This window comes from Streptomyces sp. NPDC002125 (genome assembly GCF_053593715.1).
In genome coordinates this window covers 164744-185870 of the sequence record NZ_JBSFDD010000005.1, presented here as the reverse complement: position 1 = coordinate 185870, position 21127 = coordinate 164744, and the positions used below count along the sequence as shown (strand labels likewise).

Sequence of the window (21127 nt, the reverse complement as noted above, 5' to 3'; positions counted from 1 at the left end):
GTGCGGGTGGTCCCGCGGTCGGCTGGCCCAGGGGGTGTGCTGGGCCAGCCGGTGGGTGGGGGGGTTATTCCTGCTCGAACCAGTCGCGGGAGACGTTCTCCAGGCCGGTGACGTCGGAGCGGTCGAACGCTTCCTGGAATCCGCCGTGTGTGGCGCGGGCCTGGTCGCCGGCCGCCTTGGCAGCCTTCGCGGTGTCGGTGCCCTTCGCGGCGTAGCTGATGGCACCGTCAGACACGCCGCGGATGACTTTGGCGAGCTCCTGGCATTCGGAGATGGAGTCGCGGTCGACGGACTTCGCGCCGAGGGCGTCGGAATCCTTGGCGGTGTCGTCGGCGTGCTCGGTGATGTTGTCTGCGGCACGTTTCACGCTTTCCGCGTGGCGGGCCAGCTTGTTCTCCTTGTTCTGTACGGCGCGGACCAGGGTCTTGAACGTCATGTCGGTTGCCATGTGCTGGTTCTCCTGTCTGGTCAGGCGGCGGGGGCGTAGGAGCTCTTGTCGTTGTAGAAGCGCAGCTCTGCGGGCTTCGTCTCATCGCTGTCGACGACGGCCTTGTACAGGGGGGCGTACCGGGTCTGGATGTTGGTGAGGACGACCTTGCACATTTCGGCGGCCCGCCTGGAGCGCTGGGCAAGCTCGGCGGCTTCCACGGCCTGGCTCTTCGCGGTCTCGGCAAGACGGCTCAGTGTGGCGAGGAGCTTCTCGCCGCCCTTGACGCTCTTGGCCTGCTCTGCAAGATCCTGGCAGTCCTTGGCCTCGTCCTCCGCCTGCTTCTCAAGCTGCTTGCACGCGGTGGCGATGTTCTGGAGGACGGTCTCCTTGGCTTCGAGCTTGCGTTCGTACTGCTTGAAGTTCCGCAGCTCTTTCCGGCTGACGGTGGCCTTGGCGCCGTCGGTACCCAGGGTCAAGGTGTTGGCGTCGATGGTCTTGATGGTCAGCGGCTTGACGTCTGTGCTCACTCCGTCGTCCTCCTGCTCGGCGGGCTTGCCGCCCTTGGCGGGGTCGGCCTTCTCGGTCTTCTTCTTGTGGGTGGTGTGCGCCTTGTCGAGGCGGTCGTGTTCCTTGGCGTTCTCGCCTGCCTTGTCGCGGTAGCCGTCGACCGTGCCGTCCTTGTACGCCTTGACGTGGTCGATGACGTTGCGGACGGCGCCGCCGTCTTTGTGGCCGATCTCGCGGGACTTCTCGAGCGGGGTACGGGTGTCTGGCTGCTTCCCGGAGCCGTTGCCGCCACCGGATGCCCCGGGCTTGCCGGGCTTGCCGTCCTTGCCCGCTGACCCGGACTTTCCGTTGGGTCCGGCTCCGGTGGAGCCCGACCGCTTGGGGCTGGTGTCCTTCCCGTCGCTCTTCGCCTTGTCGCCAGTGCCTTTGCCTGACGTGCCGGTGTTGCTGGCCCCTGACGCGCCCGCCGAGCCCTTCCCGTTGGAAGCGGATCCGTAGGAGCCCGAACCGGCGCCGTGGTTGCCGGTCTCCTTGTCCCTCCCGGGCCCAGACCCGCTGCCAGTGCCACCCGAACTGCCGCTGGTACCGCGGCCACCGCCGGATCCGCCCCGACCAGCCCCACTTGATCCATTTCCGGAAGAATTTGACGAGCTTTTTCCACGGGAATCGCCACCCGCTTTACCGGAATTTCCCTTGGGCGCGCCGCCGGCACCGATAGAGTTCCGCCCGGCAAGGCCCCCGGAGTTCGTGATGCTAGTGGTCCGGCTTTCCTTGACCTGGTGGGCCTGCGCTTTCGCTTTCTGCATGTCAACGCGCTTGTTCGCCGTGCCGCCGCCCTTTGCCCAGCGGGTTGCACCAGCTAGCCACCACGCCTTCCAGACGGATCCCTGGGCTTTCTGCTTTGCCCCGGTGGCGTCCTTCGCTGCGGAGTTTTCGGCGTCGCGGAAGGATGCGGAAGACAGGCCGGGGGCGGAGCGGTCCAGGGCCTCGTCGGGGCCGTCGGTGGTGTTGCTGTTGGTTGTCGGGGAAAGGTCGAAGGTGGGGCGGGCGGGTTCCACGGGGGCCAGCATCGCCGCCAGGAAGCCCTTCGCTGGCTCGTTGTTAGCGGTGGTGCCGGCGGCAGGTTCGGGCGGCCCGGGGGCTGCAGCGGGAACCGTGTCGGTCGCCATCAATCCTCACTCTCTGTAGCTTCATTCCTCACTCACTTCCCCGTCCGGAACCCCGACCAGGCGGATCATGGGCGGCCATGTCGGGGGCTTTCGGGGGTGAAGTGAGTGAGGAATGAACCTGATCGGTTACGCTGCGCGGTTCTTCTTGCCGCGGTTGGCTGCGGCTGCGATGAGGACCGCTCCCCCTGTTCCGATGCTCAGGAGAACGGCCGGGGAGATCCCTCCCTCGCTGGTCGCGTCGGTCGTAGAGGCGGCCTCCGCCATAGCCGGGCTGCTGTCGTTGCTGACCCCGTACTGGGCACGGCAGTCCTTGGTAACGGACTGATAGGTGACACCGAGCTGCTTCCCAATGAGACCCTTGTCGGCGTCCACGCAGGCATTGATCTGCTTCTGCTGGGAGGCGCTGAAGGTCTCCTGGGCCTTCTGGTCAGCGGCGTGGGCCTTGTTGAGTTCCTTCTGCATCTCCAGGGCAAGAACGTTGTTCTTGTACTGGAGTTCCTGCGCCCGGAATTCCGTGGCCTGCGCCTGGGTGTTGTAGTGCTGCCAGGTGAGCATTCCACCCCCGGCGATAACCGCTGCACCGATAGCCAGGGCGACCTTTCCGCGCTTGGTGAGGCCCGGCTTGATGGATTGTGCGTAGCGGCCGTAGGGCGATTCCTGGGCGCTTTCGGTGGGGGGCACGCTGTATTCCTTGTTGATCATCTCGTCGAACCGGTGTCGGTCGTCGGCGGCGGTCATGCGGGTCACTCTCCGTTCTGTCGGGCGAGGCCGGCGGCCCTCGTGAGGAGCTGCTGGACGGCGGGAAACTGCTGGTCGGGGAGGTCGTTCCAGGCGAAGAACTGCATGTGGACACCGGCCTGGGCGAGGGCCTGCTGCATGTAGGCGACGGCTCGTTCACGCCCGGCCGGGGTGGTATGGCCGGTCTTCTCGAGGACGTTCTGGGCGCCGCGGATACAGAGCCGGCCGGTGGGGGTGGTGTCGACGGACTGGCACCACCCGTACTGGCGGAGGACGGCCAGGGTCTGCTCGAGGTGTACGGACGGGGGCTGGGGGGTCGGGTCCTGCCAAAGCCCCAGGTCGGCGAAGACCCGGCGGAGGAACGGCGGGAGGAGCCGGTGGGACCAGGGCGGTGGTTCCGCCGCGGTCTCAGGGACGGGTTCCGGGGGCAGGGCGTCAAACCCGCTGGGGCGGATGTCGGGGCTGGTGAACTGCGACGGGGCCAGAGTGTGGTTCATCGGGGGCTCCTTCAGGGGGGTGGGCGGGGCTGAGGACTCGGCTCACATGTAGAGGCCGGTTCCGTCGCTGATGCGGTCGCGGGCGTCCTTGAGCCGTCGGCCGGCGGTGGCCGGGCTCACGCCGAGGATCTGAGCCGCGGTGGTCTTGGTGAGCCGGTCGCCGACCTTGAGCCGGTGAGCCAGGGTGGCGATCTGCTGCTCCTTCTCGTCTGAGCCAGCCTCCGGCTCAGCGGGCTCATCGGCGGTCGGCTCATTGGCGGTCTGAAGGGGCGGGTTGATGACCGGCTCAGCCCGGCTCAAGACGGGCTCACGGGAGATCTGCTGGTCAGCCGGGTGGTTGATCGTTGCGGGGTCGGTGAGGTTGCGGGGGGTCGACTCTGCGAGCGGCTCACTGTTCTGGCTCAGGCTCAGAGGCCCGGGGGTGAGCTCACGGGTCGGCTCAGTGGTCGGCTCAGTGGTCGGCTCACCCGCTTCGATGGCCGGGATCAGGGTGTGAGCCGGGGCGGGCTCAGGGGTGCCGGTGAGCATGGATACGAGAGCGGCGTCGGCTCCCTGGGTGAGCCGGGTGCGCTGGACGCCGATGAGCCCTGAGCCGAGCTGTGAGTCGCCGTCGCCGATCTGGCGCATGAGCTTCCACGCTTCGAGAGCCGACTTCTTCTGGACCTTCTCGTCGGGGTGCCGTTCGGCCTGGGCGGCATGGAAGGCGATCTTGCGGAGGATCTCGGCGTTGCGGCGCTGCGCTTCGACGTCGACTCCGCTGGTGTGGGCGACGATCCGGCGGGCGAGGAAGCTGATGCCTTCAGCGGAGGCGGTCATGGCGAGGGGGGTGAGGCCGTAGACGACGGCTTCCTTGACCGTGGGGGCGATGACGATGCCCATGGTGGAGGCGGCGGCGGGGAGGGCCCAGAGGGCGGCGCGGACGACGAGGGGGGCGGCCTGGCCGAGCATGGTGACGCCGATCATGACGATGGCGGCGACGAGGGTTGCTCCTTCGCCGGCGGCGACGACGCCGAGGGCAGTTTCGGCGCGGTGAAGTTCGGCGGTGGCGTTGGCGTAGGTGCCGATGGCGCCGCCGATTCCGACGGCGATCATCGGGAGGGTCGCGAGGGCGAGTACCCACTTCTGGCCGCTGGTGAGCTTGCGGACGAGGCTGTCCCCGGCGGTGGGCAGGGCCTGGCCCGGGGTGGGGCTGGTGGTCGGCTGCAGGGCCGGGGTGCTGGTCATCGGTGCTCGGTCCTTTCGGGTCGGTGTGGCGGTGGTCAGGCGGCGGGTGCGAGGAGGTTGCGGAGCCGGTCGGCGGACTGCTGGGCGGTGGCCTGCGGGGTGCCGAGGTGGGCGTCGTTGGTGCGGAGGACCTCGTACGTCTCGTGGTCGGCGGTCGTCCAGGTGGTGGGGTCGCCGTGGGTCTGGAGGAATTCGGTGGCGGTCATCGGGGTGCCTTTCTCGTCGTTGAGCGGCGGTGGTTGGGGTCCGTGTGGTCCGGGCCTCTCTGCCGCCACCAGCCGCGGGGGCTGGGGGCGACAGGGCGGGCCGGGTCAGCCGGCCATTTCCCGGTACTCCTCGACGAGGTCGTGGATGTCGGTGAGGTATGTGGCGGCACGGTTCACGAGAACGGTGCGTTCGGTGTCGTCGGTGCTGTCGACGGCGTCGGCGAGGTAGGTGACGGCGGTCGGGAGTTCCTCCGCGCCGTCGATGTCGGCCCACTCCTTGCCGAGGCGGTCGGCTGCGGTGGCGAGTTGCGTGTTGAACACCGCCAGGGTGGTGGCGGGCTCCTCCTCGGCGACGAACGCAATGTCGGCGGCGTAGTCGGCGATCAGGCTCTCGGCGGTGATGGTCTTCGTGGTCATGTGGTCGGGCCTTCCAGTGCGGGTTGGATGGTGTGGGTTGGCGGGTCAGTAGACGGGGCCGTCAAACTGCTCGGCGTAGAGCCGGACCCCGGGATGCTCGGCCTGGATGCGGAGGGCGTCCTGGACGATTCCGTTGAGGGAGCCGGGGCCACCGTTGGTTCCGAAGGAGAGGAGCTGGCCGGTGGTGGCGTTGTAGATGCGGTAGTGGAGGTCGATGTCGCTGACCGGGCTGCGGTCGACGAGGGGCTTGCCCTTCCACGTATCCATGTCGGGCCCTTTCGGCGATCAGGCGGCGGTCGTCTGGCTGATGGCAGCGCGGAGGATGTCGGCGTGGTCGAACGCCAGCGGCGGCAGGCCATCGATCGGCCACCACTCGGCGCGGGTCGCGTCGTCACCGGCCTCGATGGCCGTTCCGGGGATGACGGTCAGGTGGTAGGCGACGGTGATGTACCGGCCGCGCGGGTCCCGGCCGGGGGCGTCGAACGTGCCGATCTGGTCCAGCTCTTCCGGCGCCACGTACACGCCGGCTTCCTCGGCGAGCTCGCGGGCGGCGGCGGCGCGGCTGGTCTCGCCGGGGTCGACGTGGCCGCCGGGGAGGGCCCACATGCCCTTGTGGGGGTCCCAGCCGCGCTGGATGAGCAGGACGTGGCCGTCGGTCGTGGTGACGATGACGTCGGCGGTGTAGCGGATGGTCTCGAACGTCTCGGTCTCGCCCATGGCGGGTCCTTTCGGGGTTGGTGCGGGGGTCCGGTCTGTCGGCTCGGCCGGACCCCCGCGGGGAGGGGTGGTTCAGCGGGTGTGCTGGTCCTTGCAGCCGTCGGCCCATGACTGGTGCCGCCAGCAAGTGGTGCGGTCGTCGGCGTGCATACCGCCTTCCTCGCGCTTGTTGTCGCGCTCGATGGCCGTATAGAGCTCCTGGGAGAGGTCCGGTCCGAACTTCAGGTGCTTCGGCATGACGGGTCCTTTCACGGGTGTTCAGCGGGGGCGGGACTCGGACTGCTTGTTGACCTTGCGGACCTTGTTGGAGAGCTCCTTTCGCTGGTCGTCGTCGAGGAGGGTCATGGCACCTCCCCTCACGGTTTCGTCGATCAGGCCGGCGGCGTGGTTGGGGTGGTCACGGGGGGTGTACTCCGCGGTGTCGTGGGCGTGGTGTTCGCCTGCGAGTTGGACGGTTTTGCGGGTGGTGTGGTCGAGGGCGGTGAGGGTGGGGTTGGTGTCGGCGTTCGTGAGGTGGGTGGCGAGGAGGGCGAGGAGTTGGGGGAGGTCGGGGCCGTGGGGGTTGGCGAGGAGGCTGAGGGTGGTCTGGGTGGCGTCGAGGGTGAAGTGGCCGTTCTGGGCGGCGTCAGCCATGTCCTGGATGCCGTCGAGGACCTTGGTGAGGCCGGGGATCCAGTCGATGCCTTCGAAGTCGTCCAGGGCGTCGTGGATCTCGGCCATCACAGGTCCCCGTTTTCGGCGCCGGGGTGGGGGATGTGGCCGAACATGTCGTCGATGGCCTGCGTGGCCGCGAGGCGGCCGGTGGGGGTCACCGCGTTGAGGACGCTCTTGGTGAGGTCGACGAGGTCGAGGTTGTCGAACATGTCGATGAGGTCGGCGACGGCCTTCGGGTGGAGGTCTGGGGTGGAGGGCTTCGCGAGGGCGTACTCGGCGACGACGGACACGGCGTTCGTGGTCTCTGTGGTGGCGCGCTGTCCGAGCTGGACTTCGCCGACGAACTCGCCGTCCATGGTGCGGATGGTGAGGCGGACGACGGGTTGGCCGGTGGGGTCCGTCTGGTAGTCGGCCATGTTCAGGTTGTGGATGGCGGCGAGGAGCTGCTGGGCGGGTGTCAGGTCGTTGGCGCTCATGCCGCCACCGCCTGGATGACGAGGGGGCCGTTGCCGCGCTTGATGCCCGTGGCGAGGAGGCGGCGGCCAGGGCCGGGGGCCAGCAGGCGAACGATGCGGTTCAGGAGGTCCGCGCCCGTCATTCCCTCCACCGTGGTGTCCACCAGGAGGGCGTAAGCCCGGTCGGCGTCACGGGTGGCCTCGTCCCACGCGTAGTCGGCCATGTCGCTGGCCTCGCGGATCGCGAGGTCGTTGGCGTCCTTCGTGTGGTAGTTGCTGTTCCGGTTCTCGTTCCAGACGCGGGACGCGGTGGCGTTGTACTGCGCGCACTGGTGGGTGAGGCGGGCGGACATGAGGAACGTGAAGTGGAGGGTCTCGGGGGTGAAGACCCGGGTGGTCTGGCTGGGCTGGTTCAGCCGGCGGGCGAGGTCGGTGAGGAACTCGCTGCTGGGGAGCCGGGTCGGCATGGTCGGGGTGGTGGGTGCGGTGTGTCCGGTGATGCGGCTACGCTGATTCACGCGGATCTCCTCCTGATTGAGCAGGTGGGGCACGGTCCGCCGGACTCTTCGGGGTCCCCTCTGGGCCTGGGTGGTTGCACACCCGGGCCCTTTGGCGTTTCTGGACCGCCGCCGTTTCCGACACCTCCAATATAGACTAGTCTCAACGTGATGCAAGACTAGTATCGAAAAATGTTCCCTTGGACTAGACTCCGAAGCAGATGACTACTCACAACGGAGTGCGTAGTGGACGACGAACGGAAGGAGGCGACATGCCGAAGAAGCCTGGGTCCGCAGAGATCGCTGCGGAGCTACGCCGTCAGATGAAGGACGGGACCCTGCGGCCCGGCGACGAGGTACCGAGCTACAACCAGCTCAAGGAGCAGTACCAGGTGGCCCACGCCACCGTGGCTCGCGCGTATCGGACCCTCAAGATGGAAGGACTGATCCTTCCCAGGCCGGGCGCCAAGATGGTCGTGGCGTCGCCGGCCAGTACCGGCATCGGCGCCCGGGTAGCTCTGCACGCCAGCACCGGCAGCGCCATGGGGGATGGCGAGTCCTCGCGAATCCTCGAAGTGGGGACTGTCGGCGCGGACGCCCTCGTCGCTCATCGGCTGGACGTGCCCCCAGGCACTCCCGTGCAGGTACGGCGGCGGGTCGTGAGTCGGGGCAACGTCCCGGTGCACTTGAGCAGCAGTTACTACCCGGCGTACGTCATCGCGGTGACCCCGGAGCTTCAGGAGCCGGTCTCGACTGGTGCCTCGCGGGAGCTTGCGGCGGAACGGTTGGGCGTAGCCCAGAACGAGGTCCTGGAAGAGGTCACCAGTCGGCTCGCCACGGCGTCCGAGAAGGAGACCCTCGGGCTGACTGCGGACACTGTCGTGGTCACGCAGATCGTTCGTACGGTCACGCTGGAAGATGGGCGTGTCGTGGAGGTCGCCGTGAAGGTAGCGGAGGGCTCGACGATCCTGCGCTGGACAACTTCGCTGCGGCCTTCGGAAGGAGATGGTGACGCCTGATCTTGCCGCGTCCCAGCATCCAGCCTGGACGCACGAACGGCCGACCGGTGTATCAGACCAGTCGACCGTCCTATGCACTACCGGCCTGCGAGTCGGCAGCACGTGACGTACCCACCCCATCACTAAGGAAGGCCGTCGCCATGAGACTACTTGTTGGCGTGACTCTCGCGAATCTCCGGGGCGTAAAAACCGCAGACCGGGGGCTCCGATGAAGACAAAAGACCCCCGAACGGTGACCGAAACGCCCCCCGTCGTCACCTTCGCCACCGGCGCTGAACTCCTCATGCGCCTCGGCCTCTGCCTGCACATGACCCGCGAAGGCGTCCGACGCATCGCCTACCGGCACCCCGAGTGGCCCTTCGGCATCGACCGCCCCTACCCGTACTGGGAAATCGCCAGGGCCGACGTCATGGAGACAAAGCCGTTCCTGGAGTTCTTCCAGTCGCACCCCATCGTCGGTCGGGGCCCGGACAAGGCCCCGCGGTCGACACGGAGCTCCCCGTGACCCGGTTATGCCCCGCCATAGCCACGGTTCGTGGCAGTCCTGGACATGCAAGAAGGCCGGAGAGTTCGCAGCTCCAACCGGCCTTCCAAGTGCAACAGCGGGTCGTAACCGCTGCTCCGAACGTCGCCCCATCAGAAGGTCGAGGTTCCCGATGAGGGTACCCGTAGCAACCCGCACCACCGCAAGTGCACGCTCCGTGATCCTCCGTACGGCGGGGGTGACGGCATGAGCGGCACGCGCCCTCGAGCAACCCGACGTGGTAGCCGGTTGGACTGGGTCAAGTTCGACTTCGAGCTCGCCCGCGACGGCAGCGTCGACCCCACCGACAAGGCCCTGTACGCCGCCATCGCCTCGTTCGTGGACATCGAGACCCGCGAGTCTCCCGACGCCGGCGACGTAGACCTGAACGGCATCCCGGACGACGTTCCGACCCGGAAGCGGCTGGCGGAGTGCATCGGCAAGTCGGTGGACACCGTGGATCGCTCCACGAAGCGGCTGGAGGAACGTCGGCTGCTGAAAGTCCACCGGCAGGCCGACCCTGACCATCCGAAGTTGAATCTGCCGAGCGAGTACGAGCTCCTGGACCACGTGCTGTGGGACGAACGCGCGGCTGCTCGGGCGGAGCGCCGGGCTGCTCGTCGACAGGCCGCTGAGGAGGGTTCCCCTGGTCAAGGGGGTGGCCGCACTGGTGCGGCTACCCCTGGCCGCGTACATGCGGCTACCCCTGGCCGCACCGGTGCGGCGGTAAAAGACTCAGGAGAAGTAGAAGAAGAGAAGGGGGAGGGAGAGGAGGCGGTTTCACCGCGTAGCGGTGGTGACGGCCGAAGGCCATCTGCGGGTAGTAGCGTGCGTGCACGTGAAGGCGGCTTCGCCGCGTCCGGCAAGACGAGCCCCTCCCCCACACCGAACGACGACACCCGCAAACCAGCTCGAGACCCCAAAGACGGCAGCAAGAAGGCGGCCCACACCAGGGAGCAACTCGACGTCGTCCGCCGGGTGCGAGCCTTGTTCCCGCCGGAGCTCCTCCAGAACGGTCTGCCCGACCTGCCGGTGCTGTCGTCGGCGATCCTGGCCGCGATGGCGGAGGGCCGGACGGTCGAGCAGATGGGTGAGCGCATCTGGTACCGGTGGGCCAACCACGGGTTCGCAGACATCTGGGCGGCCGACGGCCGGTTCGAGAAGCCGGTCGGTGTCGCTGCCGCCTTGGTCCGCCCGCTGCGCCGCGGTGACCGGTTCGCATGTCCGGACCTCCGGTGCGAGAACGGGGCGAGCCTGGACACTGGCGAGGTCTGCGTGAAGTGCGAGATGCGGATCGCGGGCTGGAAGGCGGAGCAGGCCCGCAAGTGCGGCCAGAAGCCGCCTGGGGGCGCGAACACGCCTCCGGTGGGTGCCGGTTCACCCGATGCCGCGTTGCCCCCGCAGCGAGCCGTACAGCCTGCTGCGCCTCTGTTGCGGGACTGTGCGAACGATCAGTGCCCGGCGTCCGTTCCTGTCGCGGGGAATCCGCTGTGCGGTACGTGCCAGGACGACCAGGCCGAAGCCGAGTGGGCAGCCGAGGTCATGCTCAGCACCACAGAGGAAACGCCGCCTGATGTTGACGAGGACGCCCTCGAGACCGCCCGGCTGCGCGCCGAAATCGCCGCCCAGTACGGCACCCCGGAGCAGAAAGCTGCGTACTGCAGCCCCGCCCCGTTCTAAGTCCCTGCCGGGCCAGCCACATCGGCTGGCTCGGCGACATCCGTAAGCCACCGCAGGAAATATCCGTGACCGATTCCGACGTTCGCGCCACCATTCGTGAAGGCGTGTACAACGAACTCCTCGTCCTGGCGGCGAAGCTCGACCAGAGCCGCCGGCAAGGGGGTAAGGCCATTCAGCCTCACGACACTGCCGCCATGCACGCAGTGCGCCTCGCCGCCTGTCTGCTGTATCCGCTCGTCGAAGCTCCGGCTCCCCCGTTTCCGCCGAAGCGCACCGATCACCTGGTGAAGCTGGTGAACGAATGGCACGACGTTGCGTTGTTTCCCGAGCGACCTGCAACCGTGGAGACCCGCCCAGACTCGGAGTGGCCAGCTGATCCGTCAGACACGGACATCAGCGACTGCACCCAATGCGGCACACGCTTCTACGGGGCAGGTCTCTGCGGCGAGTGCAAGGCCAGCTGAACCTGTCGCCCTGTTCTGACACCCTGTCCGGGTCGGTCTTCGCGGGTCGGCCCGGAGTCAGTCGGCTGGCGTCCAGGGTGGTGGCGGGGTGATGTTGTTGCCATCGCACCACCAGCAGTCCCAGTCCGCTGGCAGACGGTACTGCTCCGTCCAGAACCCGGTCGGCTTCCCCCAGACGACGCAGTCCGCCCCGCACCACCCGCACACGAACTCGAAGTTCACCCTGCCCCCTGTCGTCGAGATCAACGATGGCCCGTGCGTAATTCCCGTACAAGACCAGCACAGGCCGACCTCAGGGCATGATCTACGCAGGGGTGCGCCAAGCGTCCCGCGATCATGGGGAGGGTTCACATGGCGGAAAGCCCCGGGGTGTACCGGTGGCCGACGTACTTCCACGAGGCCAACTCGTCGGACGTGCTGTACATGCAGGAGGAGGGCCTGCTGGACCTTCCGGTCGGGTCCGGAGTCCTGCTCGGCAGCGGGGACCGGTACCGGGTGGTGGACTCCTGGTTCAGCTACGACAACCACGGCACCTTCAACACCGGCCTGCATGTCTTCCTGGTGCCGGCGGCTGGGGCGGATGACCGCTTGAAGCAGATCGAGCCCCACTACTTCCGGGATGAACCCGACGCTTGATCTGCATGCAGCAGCACGACGCCCTCAGTCCGATCCGGGTTGGGGGCGTCTTGTTGCGCAATGCCCGGACAAGGCAGGTCACAGGCGACAAGACTGGCCGCATGACTATCGACCCTGACGCCCCACCTACCACCGTCCTCCCCTACGGCCCCGGCAACCGGTGGACCTACTCCTCCAGGCAAAGCGGCTTCACCCACACCGAGGAACTCGCACTCGTCGCCGAACTCGACGGAGACGACCTCACCGACGACTACACGGCCGACGAAATCAGCGCCCATGACCTCTGGAAGATCTGGATCGACAAGCACGCTGATCTGCTGCACAAGGAGTGGCCCGACCTGTACAGCCCTGGCGAGGTTCACATCACCTGGGGAATCAAGGGGCCGGACGGCGGCAATGTCGCCGAGTACGCCCCGCACGCCCGCCGGCTACCGAAGCCCCGCTACGCCGCCCTGCGACCTGATGACGCATTCCGCGAGGACTTCCTGACGCACTTCACCCACCCTGTGCACGCCGTGACCGGCGAGCGTCTGAACTGGCTGCGCCTACCCGTCCTGGACAGCCAGTGGAACGCGGCCAAGGCCGACCGGGGTGGCTTCGTTCAGCAGGTCACCGGCTGGAAGCCGTCACCTTTGCAGCCCACCGTGGACGTCCGGCAGATCGGGGCCGCCGCCGGCCTGTACGTACCCCCGCTGTAGACCGCTTTCGATAAGAGACATGACGCGATGACGAAGTCCCGCCTCACCTTCGAGGAACACGATCAGCTCGGAGCGCACATTGCGCAGATGCGGCACGAGCTCCTCCGCCTTGAGATCCAGCTCGGGAGGGCTTACCCGAAGACCGGTCCTGAAGCGGTGCCGGCCCAGAGGCTCGCGGAAGCCCGCGAGGTCATTGCCCTGGCGCTCGACAGCCTTGAGGACCGCCTGTACGACGAGCACCCCCGGCAGGCCACGACGGAGGTGTACTCCCGGGGTCGCCAGTAGGGACCCGGCTCATTCCGACTGTCTGCGTCCCGGACCGGCCCTGGTTCGGGGCGCAGCCGTACTCCCGGGGTCGGCATGATGGGGCGGCATGACGCAAGAGAAGCCGGAGAACCAGCACCCGAAGATCCGCATCCACCGGTACGAGCAGGCCATCGCGATCAAGTGGCCCGGGGAAGACCGCTGGTTCATGGCCTGGGGAGACGGCGGGGCCAGCGCCGAATGGCGCGAGAACAAGAACGACTCCATGCGCCTGGACAGACTCATGCCTGACGACGAGTGGATGGACCCCATTGCCGAGCACCGCAAGGACGTGACGCCGTGGACGGACGCGATCCGGAAGGACGTGGCATCAATCCAGAGGCTCCTCGGCAGCCTGGAGGACCACCCCTGGGGGTGAAGGCGCCCCTCTCCCTGTCAGTGCCCGCTGCCACACTGGGCACAGTGGTACAGGACCAAGGAGCAGCGATGACCGATCGGCAGACCGTCAGCACCGTCACCACTGCTGTCACCGGCATGGCCGCCTGCACCCGCATCCTGTCCCGCGAGCTTCAGACCACAGCCCGCACGCTCCAGGTCCTCGAGGAGCAGCACCGCATCCGGGCCGAAGGCGGTGCGGATATCGGTGAGCAGGTGTCCATGGCCCTGCGCGCCCTCCTGAACGCCGGGCAGGCCCTCCAGGTCGCCAACGTTCACCTTCGGGAGGCCGGCGGGGCACTTGGCGTGATGGACGACCAGCTCGAGGACGTGAGCGTCACCAGGTAGCCGTCCGGCGCCGCACAGAAGAGCCCTCGGCCATCGGCCGGGGGCTTCGTCGTGCCCAGGGTGCTGCGCTGCTCAGAGGTCGAGGACTGCCCAGGTGCGACGCCCGTCGGGTTCGGCGGGATGGGGTGACGTATCGCATTACCCCGAACCGCATAACGTCTGGCGTATGCCATATGTTTGCGGGTATGATGGGCGTCTGCCTACCCGAGCAGGGGGAGCGATCGGCCAAAGCCACGCCACCCTGAGAAGACCCCACGGCACCGCCCACACCGAAAGGACTCACCCATGACGGCCATCACCGACACGGACCTGGAGGCCACCTTCGGCCCCGGGTGGGCGGGCGTCGCACAGGTGGTGCGCCAGGCAGCATCCCTGACCGCAGATCAGGCAGGCCGCATCCACGACGCCGCCCGCGATGCCGCCTGGGCGGACGCCCGGCCCGCCGCGGAGGATGCCGCCCGAGCCGCCGCCCGCACATCGGGCCGTGCCGACGCCTGGCATGCCGCCCGAGCCGCCACATGGAACGCCGGCTGGCACGCCTCCCGCGAATCGACCTGGGACCGGACCTGGGACACCGCATGGGCAGCCAGCTGGTCCGCCGCCTGGGCCGCGGTAGTCCGCGACCTCATCACCCCGGACCAGCACGACACCCTCACCGGCCCCTGGCGGGCCGCCTTCCCCCACCCCACCCCGTGACCGTCCCGCAGCAGGACGGGGCGCCCCCGTTCGACCCGGGGGCGCCCCACCCCCAGCATCACACGCCACCACCAGGAGGACACCGTGACCGAGCTGACCGACGAGCAGCGCGAGGAGCGCCGCACCCGTACCCGTGACCTCATCGAGCAGCGGCTGACCGAGACCTGGCCCGCATGGCGCCGCCCCGGCCGGAAGCCGAACCTCACCCTCGCCGCCGACATTGCTCTCGACTCCCTCGGCGAACTCGCCGCCGAGATCCTCGTCGACGGCACGATGGTGCGCGCCCTCACCATCAAGGACGGCGTCGCCACCCTCGAACTCGACGAGGCCACCGAGATGGTCCGCATCTTCGCCGCCGGAATGCGCGGCGTCCTCGACGGCCACGGCGCCTCGAACTACGTCGAGATGGAGATGACCGACGGGGCCACCGGCCAGGGCTACACCGTCACCGTTCAGCGCCGCGAGTGCCCGACCCCGCACCAGTTCCGCCAGCAGGCCGAGGCCCGAGCCGATCGGCTGGCCGCCACCCTTCGCGAGGTCCTCGACACCTTCGGCCCCATGCACGAGGTCTACGGCGGACCGGTCTCGTACTACGACGGATCCGCCGACATCGAGCCCGAGCAGTACGAGGGGTGGCGCGCGGTCCTTGACGGCACCACGGCCCCCGCCCCCGCCTGATCGCCCCACCCCGGCCCGGGGTGTCACCGCCCCGGGCCACCGCCACCACCCCGCCACCCACGCGCAGGAGACACCCCATGACCGACACCACAAGCGCCGCTGACGAAAGCATCCTCGGCCCGATCACCCCGATCCGCTGCACCGAGCCCGGCTGCCACTGGGCCGCGCACGGCGTTCCCGACAAATACACGGCCAGCCGGGCTCAGATCCTCGCCGACCACTTCACCAGCGAGCACACCCCGCGCCCGGTGGCCGAGCCTGCCCCCGCCACCACGCTGCCCGCTGCTCTGGGTCGCGTCGCCGACCTGCACCAGAGCTACGACGGAGCGTGCGGAACTTGCGCCGACGAGGACGGCCAGGCCGCCGTGTGGCCGTGCGAGACGGCCACTGCTCTCGCGGTGGCCCGGCAGGTGCTCGGCACCACCACCGGGCAACCGGAGACCGCGCCCGCCGTCGACCGCCGTGCCCGGTACGCGGCAGCGATCCGCGACACCGACGGCTGGGTCCTCGACGACGGACAGCACATGATCGATGCCGTCATGGCCGTAGCCGATGGCGAGCAGGCCGGGCTGCGGGCCACGGTCCTGAACGAGGCAGCTGACGCGTTCCGCGCCATGTTCGGCGACGTGATCGTCCATGGTGCTGACGGCGACTGGGCCAACGTCGCCGACTGGACCGCAACGGGCGCCCGGATTCCCGCCTGCGGTTCGTTCTACCCGCACCACACCGACACCCGCTGCGTGCTCCACAAGGGCCACCGGGGAAGCCACCGCGCTCCGTGGGGCAGCCGAACCATGGCGTGGCCCTACGACCGCCGCGAGACTCAGCCCAACTCGGCCACGACCGCCGGCGCCCAGCACCTGAGCCGCATGGCCGCCGAGGCGCAGCAGCCCACCCCCGACGAGACCGAGGAGCCCGTCTCGCCCACGGCCGCGCTGCTTGCCGCCCGCTGCGACGACTGCCAACACGTGCTGAACAACCACCTCCGCTACGGGGCCTGCCTGCACGACGGTTGCACCTGCCGCCGCTACCACCCCGCCCCGTGACCCTGGCCCACGCCGCCCTGCACGTGGCCCTGTGCGCCGCAGCCGCACTCTGCCTCCACCACGGAAGGCACAGGCCCGGACACGGACACACAGCGACACGCACCCACCACCGAAGGAGCACCGACATGACCGAGCACCCCATGGACAGGGCGTACCGCCTCGGTGCGGCCCGCATTCCCGAGGACATCGCCATCGAGCTCTGCGAGGAGACGAACTGCGGAGTCCCTACCGGGTGGCCTGAGTTCCTGGATCGGGACAGCGACATCTGGCGGCTCACCGACCGCACCCATGACGGGGACGCCGTGATGCTGCCCTGTGCGGCCGACATGGACCCCATGCTCCGCCGGGACGTCGAAGCCCACTTCGGGCCGCTGCTTCCCGCCTGACCTTGCGCCCACCCCGTCTTGTGGCCGCCCCGCCCCGGGGCGGCCACCCACCACCCGGATGGACCCACATGCCCCACCGCGACCCCACCGTCCACAAGCCCGAGCTGATGGTCGCCTGCCCCGAGTGCGGCAGCGTCCCCGGAGCCTGGTGCTACGGCAAGGCCGGCCGCCGGATGAAGGGCGTCCACGAGGAGCGCGCCGAGCTCTACCAGGAGCAGAAGGAAAGCCGATGACCGAGCAGCGCCCCACGGAGGCCTGACCCATGCACCCTGCCGACCGCGCCCGCACCGTCTGGCTCCACGGCAAGCCCTACTGGTGGACCACCGAGGAGCAGCGCCTCGTCCTCCGGCCGGCGGACTGGCTATTCACCCTCCCGCCCGAACCGCCACCGACGCCGGTGCTCTCGGACCTCCTTCAGTGGCTGGCCGTCCAGCGGTAGGCCAGTGCTGATTGTCAGACCCTCATGTCAGCCTGGTCGTAGTCCGCTTGATCCAGATCGAAAGGCTTTGCATCATGCAGTCGCAGAAGGTCGTTGACGCCACCGAATCCGCTCGGCTCGCCCTCCTCGGCGCCATCGAGCGACGGGTGGCCATCGCAGAGGCCTCGAAGACCATGACCTCCCTGGACGCATCGGAGGTTCTCAAGAATCTGGCGGAGGCCTTCGCCTGGGCGAGTAACCCCAACCAGCCTCACTGACCGAGCAGCGCCCCGCGCCCGTCGCCCGGCCCAGGGCGGCGGGCGCCGTTCCGCTGCCTGTGCAACGCCGGTACGACTTGCCACTCGCCCGGGTGACAAGGCGGCGCTCCTACCGCAGTTGGGATACTGGGGCCGATACCAAGACCCCATGATCACCAAGTCCATGCGAGGCCTCGCAGCCGCCGCTCTCACCGTCCTGCCCCTCCTCGCCGCCACGCCGTCTCAGGCCGCCGAGGTCGTCACCCTCACCGAAGCCGTACAGCAGCTGCCGCTCGCTGCCGAGTCCCGTGCCGGGTACCAGCGCTCGTCCTTCCGCCACTGGGTGGACGCCGACCGCGACTCGTGCAGCACGCGCGCCGAGGTGCTCCTCGACGAGTCCCGCATCCCCGCCACCGTGGAGGCCGGCTGCAAGGTGACCGCGGGCGAGTGGTTCTCGTACTACGACGGCGTCGTGCTCACCGCCCCGGGCGGCCTCGACATCGACCATATGGTCCCGCTCGCCGAAGCGTGGGACAGCGGTGCGTCGCAGTGGACCGCGACGGAGCGGGAGGCCTACGCCAACGACCTCGGTAGCGAGCGCAGCCTCGTCGCGGTCACCGCGAAGACGAACAGGTCGAAGGCCGACCAGGACCCGAGTACGTGGCTGCCGCCGTCGGCCGGCGCCCGCTGCACCTACGCGGTCGACTGGGTGGCCACGAAGCTGCGCTGGAACCTCACCGCGGACCAGCCCGAGGTCGAGGCACTGACCACCATCGCCGAGGGATGTGGCCCGCTGACCGTGCAGTACCAGCCGGCCAGTTGAGGCTCTTGATGAGGCGAAGTCGCTAGGTCAAACCCCTGGGACGGCCACCGGCACTTCGTCGCTCTGGCCGTCCCAGGTCAGGTACAACGTGCCAGGCACTGGCCTTCCCGCGGCACCAACCATCATGAACGGTTGAGCGTCACCTGCCGTCAGCGCGACATCGTCAAGCCCGTTCAGAATGTAGGGAAGCGCTCGATCGCTCACCCTGATGCCTGTCGCCGGTCCGGTACCGATGTTCCGCAACCGGAATGCCTGCTGTCCGGATCTCTCGATACGGAACTCCGGCCGAGGGCGGTTCGCTTCCTCTTCCGCTGCACGCCGCTCGGCTGCTTCCTGCCGCTGGTCGGCCAGTTGCTGCTCTGCCACCGTCGCTGACCGCTCTGAGGCGAGGCGCGACAGCCTCGCCTCTTCCCTGGACAGCCTCGCTTCCTCCACCGATGCCTCGGCAGCAGTTGCCGACTTCTCCGAGGTGGTCGCCGACTTCTCGGCCGCGTTCGCTGAGCGCCGGCCATCGCGCTGCGCCCTGACGCTCACACTGAAGGCCCCGACCGATATTGCGAATGCGGCCCATCCGGCCGCGTCTCCCAGGTCCATGCCGCGAGGCTACCGGCGGGCACTGACACCGCCGTCAGGCCGCGTCCCATTCGTGGGCGCGGCCACCCCGCCACTCCACCCACCTGGGGTCGTCGAGCAGAAGGTCCGGGTCCAGCAGACCGGCATCCGACAGGAACACGATCAGGTCGTGGTCGGAGTAGGCCAGCCCGAGGATGCGCCCGCGCACCGTGACCCGCCGGCCGCCCGACGGGGACGGCCGGTGCACGACGACCGGCGCATGCTCCATCCCACCAGCGTGCACTGGGCCCGCGGTCACAGCACCCCGAGGTCCGTGTCCGGCCGGCACTGCTGGCACGCCCGACCGCTGTCCTCGGCGAGGAGGCGCAGCGCCTCGTCGCGGGTGATCGGCTGGGTGCGCCTGCCGGTCATCCGGCACCAGCCCTGGTGCACGGCGACGACCTGGTGCCCCACGCCGATGCCCTGCTCGACGACCCAGTCCGGCGGTGGCGGTGGGGCGTGGCGGGCGGCGTGCTCGGCCTGGCGCTGCTCCTCGGCGGTGATCCAGCGGCGGGTTTGGTTGAGCTGCTGGAGCTGGACCCGTTCCAGGAAGCGGAGCAGGTCGAGGCGCGGCGGAGATTCTTCGGACACATGTTCGAGTCTACGGCCGCGCGGCCCCGGCGGCACGAAGCCCCCGGCGATCACCGCCGGGGGCCGGGTCGCGCGCTACTCCTTGGGCTTCAGGTCAGTCCGCTCGCCCTGCTTCGTCTCCCGCGCCTCGTAGTACGCACGCACAGCATGGAGGTCCCAGACCTCGCGCGTACTCCCAGGCAGACGCTCGGACGCGGGGAACGCCGGATCGCTGACACGCAGCCTGTGCAGCCACTGCCGCGTCACACCGAGGGACTCGGCCAGCTTCGACATGTTCATCAGCTCCCGCGCCCCTTCCTCCCCTGGCGGCTCATTCCGCTCCGGCATAGGTGCCATCCTGCCCTAACCTTGTTGACACTGTAAAGCAGGTTCCCTACGGTGGAGCCTGCAACGAATGCGGCCCCGGCCGGCGCTGGAACGCCATTGGCCGGGGCCAGCCACCCACCTGACTTCACCGGGGGATGACCATGGACCACAGTATCGACCCGGACATCGTGGCTGAAGCCCTCGCCACCATGGACGACACACTGCACCGGCTCACCACTGAACCGACGTGGGCGCACCAGATCCTCGTCGCCACCGCCGTCGGCCTCGCCATCGAGGAGCCGTTCCTCGTCGCCACCCGCGCCGACATCGACGCCGCCCTCACCTCCGTTGCTGAGTGCCTGCTCGCGCACCTCCCCGCCGCCGTCGTCACCGAGGCCATGGCCCGCGTGGCCGCCGTCGCCCCGGCGCCCCGCCTGCGTGAGACGCAGAGCGTCTACGCCATCCGCCTCCGTGCCGCTGCGGGGGCCGTGTGATGGCGAAGACCACACAGCCGGTCGCCCCGGACCGCCAGCCGAACAGCGTCATCGCCCAGCCCGCGACCGTCGCCGCGTGCCGTGAGGACTACGCGAAGGGCGCAGCCGCCCGCGCGGCAATGGGCAAGGCCGCTGCCCGCGCCCGCCGCTGACTCCCCTCACCGCCCCCGACCGGCCGGGCCCGCCACCGCGCAGGCCCGGCCGCCCTCTCGCTCCAGGAGGAGCAGCGTGAAGACCCGCACCGTGCAGCGCACCCAGCTTGTCCCGCACACCATCAACGGCAAGACCCAGATGGTCCTCGACCGGTACGACGTCGAGGTCCCCGTCCCGCCACGCGACTGGGACCGCACCGTCCTCACCGCCGTGACGGCCGCTGCCGGGTTCATCGGCGTGGCGTGCATCGTCTGGTCGACCGCGTCGATCGGTGACCTCCTCGCCCGCGCCACGGTCGCCCCCGCCGCGTATGCAGCGGCCGGCGTGTTCGACCTCGTGTGGCTGTCGTGCATGGCCCTGGAGTGGCTGGCCCGCTACGACGCCGAGCGGGCCAAGTTCCCGCGGCGCGCCGGGTATGTGGCCCTCGCCATCGCCATGGTCGCCGTTGGCGCGCACGGGTGGATCGCCGACCAGGCCGCCATTGGGTTCGTCGGCGCCGCCGTGTCCGGGCTCGCGAAGGGCATGTGGACGCTGGTGCTGCGCCATCACGCGAAGCCGCTGGACCGCAAGACCCAGCAGTGGGTCGACGCCGAGCGCGCGGAGGTCGGAGGCCGGCTTGCGATGGTGGCGGTGCGACGGGAGCTCAACCGCGCGGAGAATGCCGTGGCTGCCGAGCAGGCCGCGATCGGAGCCGCTTCTCCGGAGTCTCCGGAGATCGCCCGGACGCCTCCGGAGGACGAGGCGGAGACTCCGGACGAGGAGGAGGAGCCTGCCCCGTCCGGGCCGATGACCATTGCGGATGCCGTCCGGACGGCGATCTCCTGCGGCATCACTTCTCCGGACGCTGTCCTGCGCTACGTCCGGAGAGTGGCCGACGCGAACGCCAAGGAGAGCAGCGTGGAGCGCTACCTCCGGGGCCTCCGGAAGCCTGCCTGATGGCCGCCCTTCTCGGCTGGTGCTTCGCGGTCTTCGCCCTCGGTGCCCTCCTGATCCTCGGCTCCATCGCCCTAGCCGAAGTCCCGCGGGTCCTCGCCACGCTCGCGCTCATCACCGCCCTCGCCGCCATCGCCGCGGCCATCCCGCACTGAG

Annotated in this window: 38 protein-coding genes; 21 read left to right on the top strand and 17 right to left on the bottom strand. The window is 69.0% G+C overall.

Features of this window, described 5'->3' with window-relative positions:
* Positions 1 to 64: 64 nt before the first annotated feature.
* The 13 genes from ACWCQM_RS11270 to ACWCQM_RS11210 form a co-directional block, all read right to left on the bottom strand.
* Entirely contained in the window at positions 65 to 448 is a 384-nt protein-coding gene (locus ACWCQM_RS11270) for a hypothetical protein (RefSeq protein WP_450915035.1), read from the bottom strand.
* A gap of 20 nt (positions 449 to 468) precedes the next feature.
* Positions 469 to 2106, bottom strand: a complete 1638-nt coding sequence (locus ACWCQM_RS11265) for a hypothetical protein (protein ID WP_450915034.1) — start codon at positions 2104 to 2106, stop codon at positions 469 to 471.
* Between the two features lie 126 nt (positions 2107 to 2232).
* On the bottom strand, positions 2233 to 2844 hold the full coding sequence (locus ACWCQM_RS11260; RefSeq protein WP_450915033.1) for a hypothetical protein: 612 nt from the start codon (positions 2842 to 2844) through the stop codon (positions 2233 to 2235).
* A 5-nt stretch (positions 2845 to 2849) separates the two neighbouring features.
* The gene (locus ACWCQM_RS11255; RefSeq protein WP_450915032.1) at positions 2850 to 3341 is read right to left on the bottom strand and encodes a DUF6197 family protein; all 492 of its coding nucleotides are present in this window, start codon (positions 3339 to 3341) and stop codon (positions 2850 to 2852) included.
* Positions 3342 to 3383: 42 nt separating this feature from the next.
* The gene (locus tag ACWCQM_RS11250) at positions 3384 to 4565 is read right to left on the bottom strand and encodes a hypothetical protein (RefSeq protein ID WP_450915031.1); all 1182 of its coding nucleotides are present in this window, start codon (positions 4563 to 4565) and stop codon (positions 3384 to 3386) included.
* 35 nt (positions 4566 to 4600) lie between these two features.
* Positions 4601 to 4771 carry a hypothetical protein gene (locus ACWCQM_RS11245; RefSeq protein ID WP_450915030.1) on the bottom strand — a complete coding sequence of 57 codons (171 nt, stop codon included), beginning with the start codon at positions 4769 to 4771 and terminating at the stop codon, positions 4601 to 4603.
* Between the two features lie 105 nt (positions 4772 to 4876).
* The gene (locus ACWCQM_RS11240) at positions 4877 to 5188 is read right to left on the bottom strand and encodes a hypothetical protein (protein ID WP_450915029.1); all 312 of its coding nucleotides are present in this window, start codon (positions 5186 to 5188) and stop codon (positions 4877 to 4879) included.
* Between the two features lie 45 nt (positions 5189 to 5233).
* Complete coding sequence (locus ACWCQM_RS11235) at positions 5234 to 5455, bottom strand: hypothetical protein (RefSeq protein WP_450915028.1); 222 nt, start codon at positions 5453 to 5455, stop codon at positions 5234 to 5236.
* A gap of 18 nt (positions 5456 to 5473) precedes the next feature.
* Positions 5474 to 5905, bottom strand: coding sequence for an NUDIX domain-containing protein (locus tag ACWCQM_RS11230; protein WP_450915027.1), 432 nt, complete (start codon positions 5903 to 5905; stop codon positions 5474 to 5476).
* A gap of 72 nt (positions 5906 to 5977) precedes the next feature.
* Complete coding sequence (locus ACWCQM_RS11225) at positions 5978 to 6142, bottom strand: hypothetical protein (protein WP_450915026.1); 165 nt, start codon at positions 6140 to 6142, stop codon at positions 5978 to 5980.
* Between the two features lie 21 nt (positions 6143 to 6163).
* Positions 6164 to 6625 carry a hypothetical protein gene (locus tag ACWCQM_RS11220; RefSeq protein ID WP_450915025.1) on the bottom strand — a complete coding sequence of 154 codons (462 nt, stop codon included), beginning with the start codon at positions 6623 to 6625 and terminating at the stop codon, positions 6164 to 6166.
* Positions 6625 to 7035, bottom strand: a complete 411-nt coding sequence (locus tag ACWCQM_RS11215) for a hypothetical protein (protein WP_450915024.1) — start codon at positions 7033 to 7035, stop codon at positions 6625 to 6627. The genes ACWCQM_RS11220 and ACWCQM_RS11215 overlap by 1 nt, the downstream gene beginning before the upstream one ends.
* Complete coding sequence (locus tag ACWCQM_RS11210; RefSeq protein ID WP_450915023.1) at positions 7032 to 7532, bottom strand: hypothetical protein; 501 nt, start codon at positions 7530 to 7532, stop codon at positions 7032 to 7034. The genes ACWCQM_RS11215 and ACWCQM_RS11210 overlap by 4 nt, the downstream gene beginning before the upstream one ends.
* Before the next feature lie 251 nt (positions 7533 to 7783).
* Between ACWCQM_RS11210 and ACWCQM_RS11205 the strand changes: the two genes are divergently transcribed.
* The 17 genes from ACWCQM_RS11205 to ACWCQM_RS11125 all read left to right on the top strand — a co-directional run bounded on the left by ACWCQM_RS11205 (position 7784) and on the right by ACWCQM_RS11125 (position 17882).
* Positions 7784 to 8530, top strand: a complete 747-nt coding sequence (locus tag ACWCQM_RS11205) for a GntR family transcriptional regulator (RefSeq protein WP_450915022.1) — start codon at positions 7784 to 7786, stop codon at positions 8528 to 8530.
* A gap of 232 nt (positions 8531 to 8762) precedes the next feature.
* On the top strand, positions 8763 to 9035 hold the full coding sequence (locus ACWCQM_RS11200; protein ID WP_450915021.1) for a hypothetical protein: 273 nt from the start codon (positions 8763 to 8765) through the stop codon (positions 9033 to 9035).
* Positions 9036 to 9260: 225 nt separating this feature from the next.
* Positions 9261 to 10733, top strand: coding sequence for a hypothetical protein (locus ACWCQM_RS11195; RefSeq protein ID WP_450915020.1), 1473 nt, complete (start codon positions 9261 to 9263; stop codon positions 10731 to 10733).
* A gap of 65 nt (positions 10734 to 10798) precedes the next feature.
* The gene (locus ACWCQM_RS11190) at positions 10799 to 11197 is read left to right on the top strand and encodes a hypothetical protein (protein WP_450915019.1); all 399 of its coding nucleotides are present in this window, start codon (positions 10799 to 10801) and stop codon (positions 11195 to 11197) included.
* A 351-nt stretch (positions 11198 to 11548) separates the two neighbouring features.
* On the top strand, positions 11549 to 11833 hold the full coding sequence (locus ACWCQM_RS11185) for a hypothetical protein (protein ID WP_450915018.1): 285 nt from the start codon (positions 11549 to 11551) through the stop codon (positions 11831 to 11833).
* 101 nt (positions 11834 to 11934) lie between these two features.
* Positions 11935 to 12531 (top strand): hypothetical protein, encoded by a 597-nt coding sequence (locus tag ACWCQM_RS11180; protein ID WP_450915017.1) that lies wholly within the window; start codon positions 11935 to 11937, stop codon positions 12529 to 12531.
* A gap of 27 nt (positions 12532 to 12558) precedes the next feature.
* Positions 12559 to 12816 carry a hypothetical protein gene (locus ACWCQM_RS11175; protein ID WP_450915016.1) on the top strand — a complete coding sequence of 86 codons (258 nt, stop codon included), beginning with the start codon at positions 12559 to 12561 and terminating at the stop codon, positions 12814 to 12816.
* Between the two features lie 88 nt (positions 12817 to 12904).
* Positions 12905 to 13213, top strand: a complete 309-nt coding sequence (locus tag ACWCQM_RS11170; protein WP_450915015.1) for a hypothetical protein — start codon at positions 12905 to 12907, stop codon at positions 13211 to 13213.
* Positions 13214 to 13281: 68 nt separating this feature from the next.
* On the top strand, positions 13282 to 13578 hold the full coding sequence (locus tag ACWCQM_RS11165) for a hypothetical protein (protein ID WP_450915014.1): 297 nt from the start codon (positions 13282 to 13284) through the stop codon (positions 13576 to 13578).
* Positions 13579 to 13863: 285 nt separating this feature from the next.
* Positions 13864 to 14274, top strand: a complete 411-nt coding sequence (locus tag ACWCQM_RS11160; RefSeq protein ID WP_450915013.1) for a hypothetical protein — start codon at positions 13864 to 13866, stop codon at positions 14272 to 14274.
* Between the two features lie 84 nt (positions 14275 to 14358).
* The gene (locus tag ACWCQM_RS11155; RefSeq protein ID WP_450915012.1) at positions 14359 to 14952 is read left to right on the top strand and encodes a hypothetical protein; all 594 of its coding nucleotides are present in this window, start codon (positions 14359 to 14361) and stop codon (positions 14950 to 14952) included.
* 77 nt (positions 14953 to 15029) lie between these two features.
* Entirely contained in the window at positions 15030 to 15998 is a 969-nt protein-coding gene (locus tag ACWCQM_RS11150) for a hypothetical protein (RefSeq protein WP_450915011.1), read from the top strand.
* Positions 15999 to 16123: 125 nt separating this feature from the next.
* Positions 16124 to 16384, top strand: a complete 261-nt coding sequence (locus ACWCQM_RS11145) for a hypothetical protein (RefSeq protein ID WP_450915010.1) — start codon at positions 16124 to 16126, stop codon at positions 16382 to 16384.
* A 20-nt stretch (positions 16385 to 16404) separates the two neighbouring features.
* Positions 16405 to 16617, top strand: coding sequence for a zinc finger domain-containing protein (locus ACWCQM_RS11140; protein ID WP_450915009.1), 213 nt, complete (start codon positions 16405 to 16407; stop codon positions 16615 to 16617).
* Between the two features lie 29 nt (positions 16618 to 16646).
* Positions 16647 to 16823: a hypothetical protein gene (locus tag ACWCQM_RS11135; protein ID WP_450915008.1), complete on the top strand. Its 177-nt coding sequence runs from the start codon at positions 16647 to 16649 to the stop codon at positions 16821 to 16823.
* A 74-nt stretch (positions 16824 to 16897) separates the two neighbouring features.
* Positions 16898 to 17080 (top strand): hypothetical protein, encoded by a 183-nt coding sequence (locus ACWCQM_RS11130; RefSeq protein ID WP_450915007.1) that lies wholly within the window; start codon positions 16898 to 16900, stop codon positions 17078 to 17080.
* A 148-nt stretch (positions 17081 to 17228) separates the two neighbouring features.
* Positions 17229 to 17882, top strand: coding sequence for an HNH endonuclease family protein (locus tag ACWCQM_RS11125; RefSeq protein ID WP_450915006.1), 654 nt, complete (start codon positions 17229 to 17231; stop codon positions 17880 to 17882).
* Positions 17883 to 17909: 27 nt separating this feature from the next.
* On the opposite strand, the gene ACWCQM_RS11120 is transcribed toward ACWCQM_RS11125, so the two are convergent.
* The 4 genes from ACWCQM_RS11120 to ACWCQM_RS11105 form a co-directional block, all read right to left on the bottom strand.
* Positions 17910 to 18476 (bottom strand): hypothetical protein, encoded by a 567-nt coding sequence (locus tag ACWCQM_RS11120; RefSeq protein ID WP_450915005.1) that lies wholly within the window; start codon positions 18474 to 18476, stop codon positions 17910 to 17912.
* Positions 18477 to 18510: 34 nt separating this feature from the next.
* On the bottom strand, positions 18511 to 18723 hold the full coding sequence (locus ACWCQM_RS11115) for a hypothetical protein (protein WP_450915004.1): 213 nt from the start codon (positions 18721 to 18723) through the stop codon (positions 18511 to 18513).
* A 26-nt stretch (positions 18724 to 18749) separates the two neighbouring features.
* On the bottom strand, positions 18750 to 19085 hold the full coding sequence (locus tag ACWCQM_RS11110) for a DUF6233 domain-containing protein (protein WP_450915003.1): 336 nt from the start codon (positions 19083 to 19085) through the stop codon (positions 18750 to 18752).
* A 75-nt stretch (positions 19086 to 19160) separates the two neighbouring features.
* Positions 19161 to 19412 carry a hypothetical protein gene (locus ACWCQM_RS11105; protein WP_450915002.1) on the bottom strand — a complete coding sequence of 84 codons (252 nt, stop codon included), beginning with the start codon at positions 19410 to 19412 and terminating at the stop codon, positions 19161 to 19163.
* 140 nt (positions 19413 to 19552) lie between these two features.
* Here ACWCQM_RS11105 and ACWCQM_RS11100 point away from each other — a divergent pair, with 140 nt between their 5' ends.
* From ACWCQM_RS11100 to ACWCQM_RS11085, 4 genes are all read left to right on the top strand, one after another.
* Positions 19553 to 19885, top strand: coding sequence for a hypothetical protein (locus ACWCQM_RS11100; protein ID WP_450915001.1), 333 nt, complete (start codon positions 19553 to 19555; stop codon positions 19883 to 19885).
* Positions 19885 to 20037, top strand: coding sequence for a hypothetical protein (locus ACWCQM_RS11095; protein ID WP_450915000.1), 153 nt, complete (start codon positions 19885 to 19887; stop codon positions 20035 to 20037). Before ACWCQM_RS11100 ends, ACWCQM_RS11095 begins: the two co-directional genes overlap by 1 nt.
* A 76-nt stretch (positions 20038 to 20113) precedes the next feature.
* Positions 20114 to 20974, top strand: coding sequence for a protein transporter Sec31 (locus tag ACWCQM_RS11090; RefSeq protein ID WP_450914999.1), 861 nt, complete (start codon positions 20114 to 20116; stop codon positions 20972 to 20974).
* Positions 20974 to 21126 carry a hypothetical protein gene (locus tag ACWCQM_RS11085; RefSeq protein ID WP_450914998.1) on the top strand — a complete coding sequence of 51 codons (153 nt, stop codon included), beginning with the start codon at positions 20974 to 20976 and terminating at the stop codon, positions 21124 to 21126. Before ACWCQM_RS11090 ends, ACWCQM_RS11085 begins: the two co-directional genes overlap by 1 nt.
* The last annotated feature ends 1 nt before the right edge of the window (position 21127 follow it).

Bases quoted from the DNA above. Each gene is read 5' to 3' on its own strand.
- ACWCQM_RS11270 (WP_450915035.1), bottom strand. From the start codon at position 448: ATGGCAACCGACATGACGTTCAAGACCCTGGTCCGCGCCGTACAGAAC.
- ACWCQM_RS11265 (WP_450915034.1), bottom strand. From the start codon at position 2,106: ATGGCGACCGACACGGTTCCCGCTGCAGCCCCCGGGCCGCCCGAACCT.
- ACWCQM_RS11260 (WP_450915033.1), bottom strand. From the start codon at position 2,844: ATGACCGCCGCCGACGACCGACACCGGTTCGACGAGATGATCAACAAG.
- ACWCQM_RS11255 (WP_450915032.1), bottom strand. From the start codon at position 3,341: ATGAACCACACTCTGGCCCCGTCGCAGTTCACCAGCCCCGACATCCGC.
- ACWCQM_RS11250 (WP_450915031.1), bottom strand. From the start codon at position 4,565: ATGACCAGCACCCCGGCCCTGCAGCCGACCACCAGCCCCACCCCGGGC.
- ACWCQM_RS11245 (WP_450915030.1), bottom strand. From the start codon at position 4,771: ATGACCGCCACCGAATTCCTCCAGACCCACGGCGACCCCACCACCTGG.
- ACWCQM_RS11240 (WP_450915029.1), bottom strand. From the start codon at position 5,188: ATGACCACGAAGACCATCACCGCCGAGAGCCTGATCGCCGACTACGCC.
- ACWCQM_RS11235 (WP_450915028.1), bottom strand. From the start codon at position 5,455: ATGGATACGTGGAAGGGCAAGCCCCTCGTCGACCGCAGCCCGGTCAGC.
- ACWCQM_RS11230 (WP_450915027.1), bottom strand. From the start codon at position 5,905: ATGGGCGAGACCGAGACGTTCGAGACCATCCGCTACACCGCCGACGTC.
- ACWCQM_RS11225 (WP_450915026.1), bottom strand. From the start codon at position 6,142: ATGCCGAAGCACCTGAAGTTCGGACCGGACCTCTCCCAGGAGCTCTAT.
- ACWCQM_RS11220 (WP_450915025.1), bottom strand. From the start codon at position 6,625: ATGGCCGAGATCCACGACGCCCTGGACGACTTCGAAGGCATCGACTGG.
- ACWCQM_RS11215 (WP_450915024.1), bottom strand. From the start codon at position 7,035: ATGAGCGCCAACGACCTGACACCCGCCCAGCAGCTCCTCGCCGCCATC.
- ACWCQM_RS11205 (WP_450915022.1), top strand. From the start codon at position 7,784: ATGCCGAAGAAGCCTGGGTCCGCAGAGATCGCTGCGGAGCTACGCCGT.
- ACWCQM_RS11195 (WP_450915020.1), top strand. From the start codon at position 9,261: ATGAGCGGCACGCGCCCTCGAGCAACCCGACGTGGTAGCCGGTTGGAC.
- ACWCQM_RS11185 (WP_450915018.1), top strand. From the start codon at position 11,549: ATGGCGGAAAGCCCCGGGGTGTACCGGTGGCCGACGTACTTCCACGAG.
- ACWCQM_RS11180 (WP_450915017.1), top strand. From the start codon at position 11,935: ATGACTATCGACCCTGACGCCCCACCTACCACCGTCCTCCCCTACGGC.
- ACWCQM_RS11175 (WP_450915016.1), top strand. From the start codon at position 12,559: ATGACGAAGTCCCGCCTCACCTTCGAGGAACACGATCAGCTCGGAGCG.
- ACWCQM_RS11170 (WP_450915015.1), top strand. From the start codon at position 12,905: ATGACGCAAGAGAAGCCGGAGAACCAGCACCCGAAGATCCGCATCCAC.
- ACWCQM_RS11165 (WP_450915014.1), top strand. From the start codon at position 13,282: ATGACCGATCGGCAGACCGTCAGCACCGTCACCACTGCTGTCACCGGC.
- ACWCQM_RS11160 (WP_450915013.1), top strand. From the start codon at position 13,864: ATGACGGCCATCACCGACACGGACCTGGAGGCCACCTTCGGCCCCGGG.
- ACWCQM_RS11150 (WP_450915011.1), top strand. From the start codon at position 15,030: ATGACCGACACCACAAGCGCCGCTGACGAAAGCATCCTCGGCCCGATC.
- ACWCQM_RS11145 (WP_450915010.1), top strand. From the start codon at position 16,124: ATGACCGAGCACCCCATGGACAGGGCGTACCGCCTCGGTGCGGCCCGC.
- ACWCQM_RS11135 (WP_450915008.1), top strand. From the start codon at position 16,647: ATGCACCCTGCCGACCGCGCCCGCACCGTCTGGCTCCACGGCAAGCCC.
- ACWCQM_RS11130 (WP_450915007.1), top strand. From the start codon at position 16,898: ATGCAGTCGCAGAAGGTCGTTGACGCCACCGAATCCGCTCGGCTCGCC.
- ACWCQM_RS11125 (WP_450915006.1), top strand. From the start codon at position 17,229: ATGATCACCAAGTCCATGCGAGGCCTCGCAGCCGCCGCTCTCACCGTC.
- ACWCQM_RS11120 (WP_450915005.1), bottom strand. From the start codon at position 18,476: ATGGACCTGGGAGACGCGGCCGGATGGGCCGCATTCGCAATATCGGTC.
- ACWCQM_RS11115 (WP_450915004.1), bottom strand. From the start codon at position 18,723: ATGGAGCATGCGCCGGTCGTCGTGCACCGGCCGTCCCCGTCGGGCGGC.
- ACWCQM_RS11105 (WP_450915002.1), bottom strand. From the start codon at position 19,412: ATGCCGGAGCGGAATGAGCCGCCAGGGGAGGAAGGGGCGCGGGAGCTG.
- ACWCQM_RS11100 (WP_450915001.1), top strand. From the start codon at position 19,553: ATGGACCACAGTATCGACCCGGACATCGTGGCTGAAGCCCTCGCCACC.
- ACWCQM_RS11095 (WP_450915000.1), top strand. From the start codon at position 19,885: ATGGCGAAGACCACACAGCCGGTCGCCCCGGACCGCCAGCCGAACAGC.
- ACWCQM_RS11085 (WP_450914998.1), top strand. From the start codon at position 20,974: ATGGCCGCCCTTCTCGGCTGGTGCTTCGCGGTCTTCGCCCTCGGTGCC.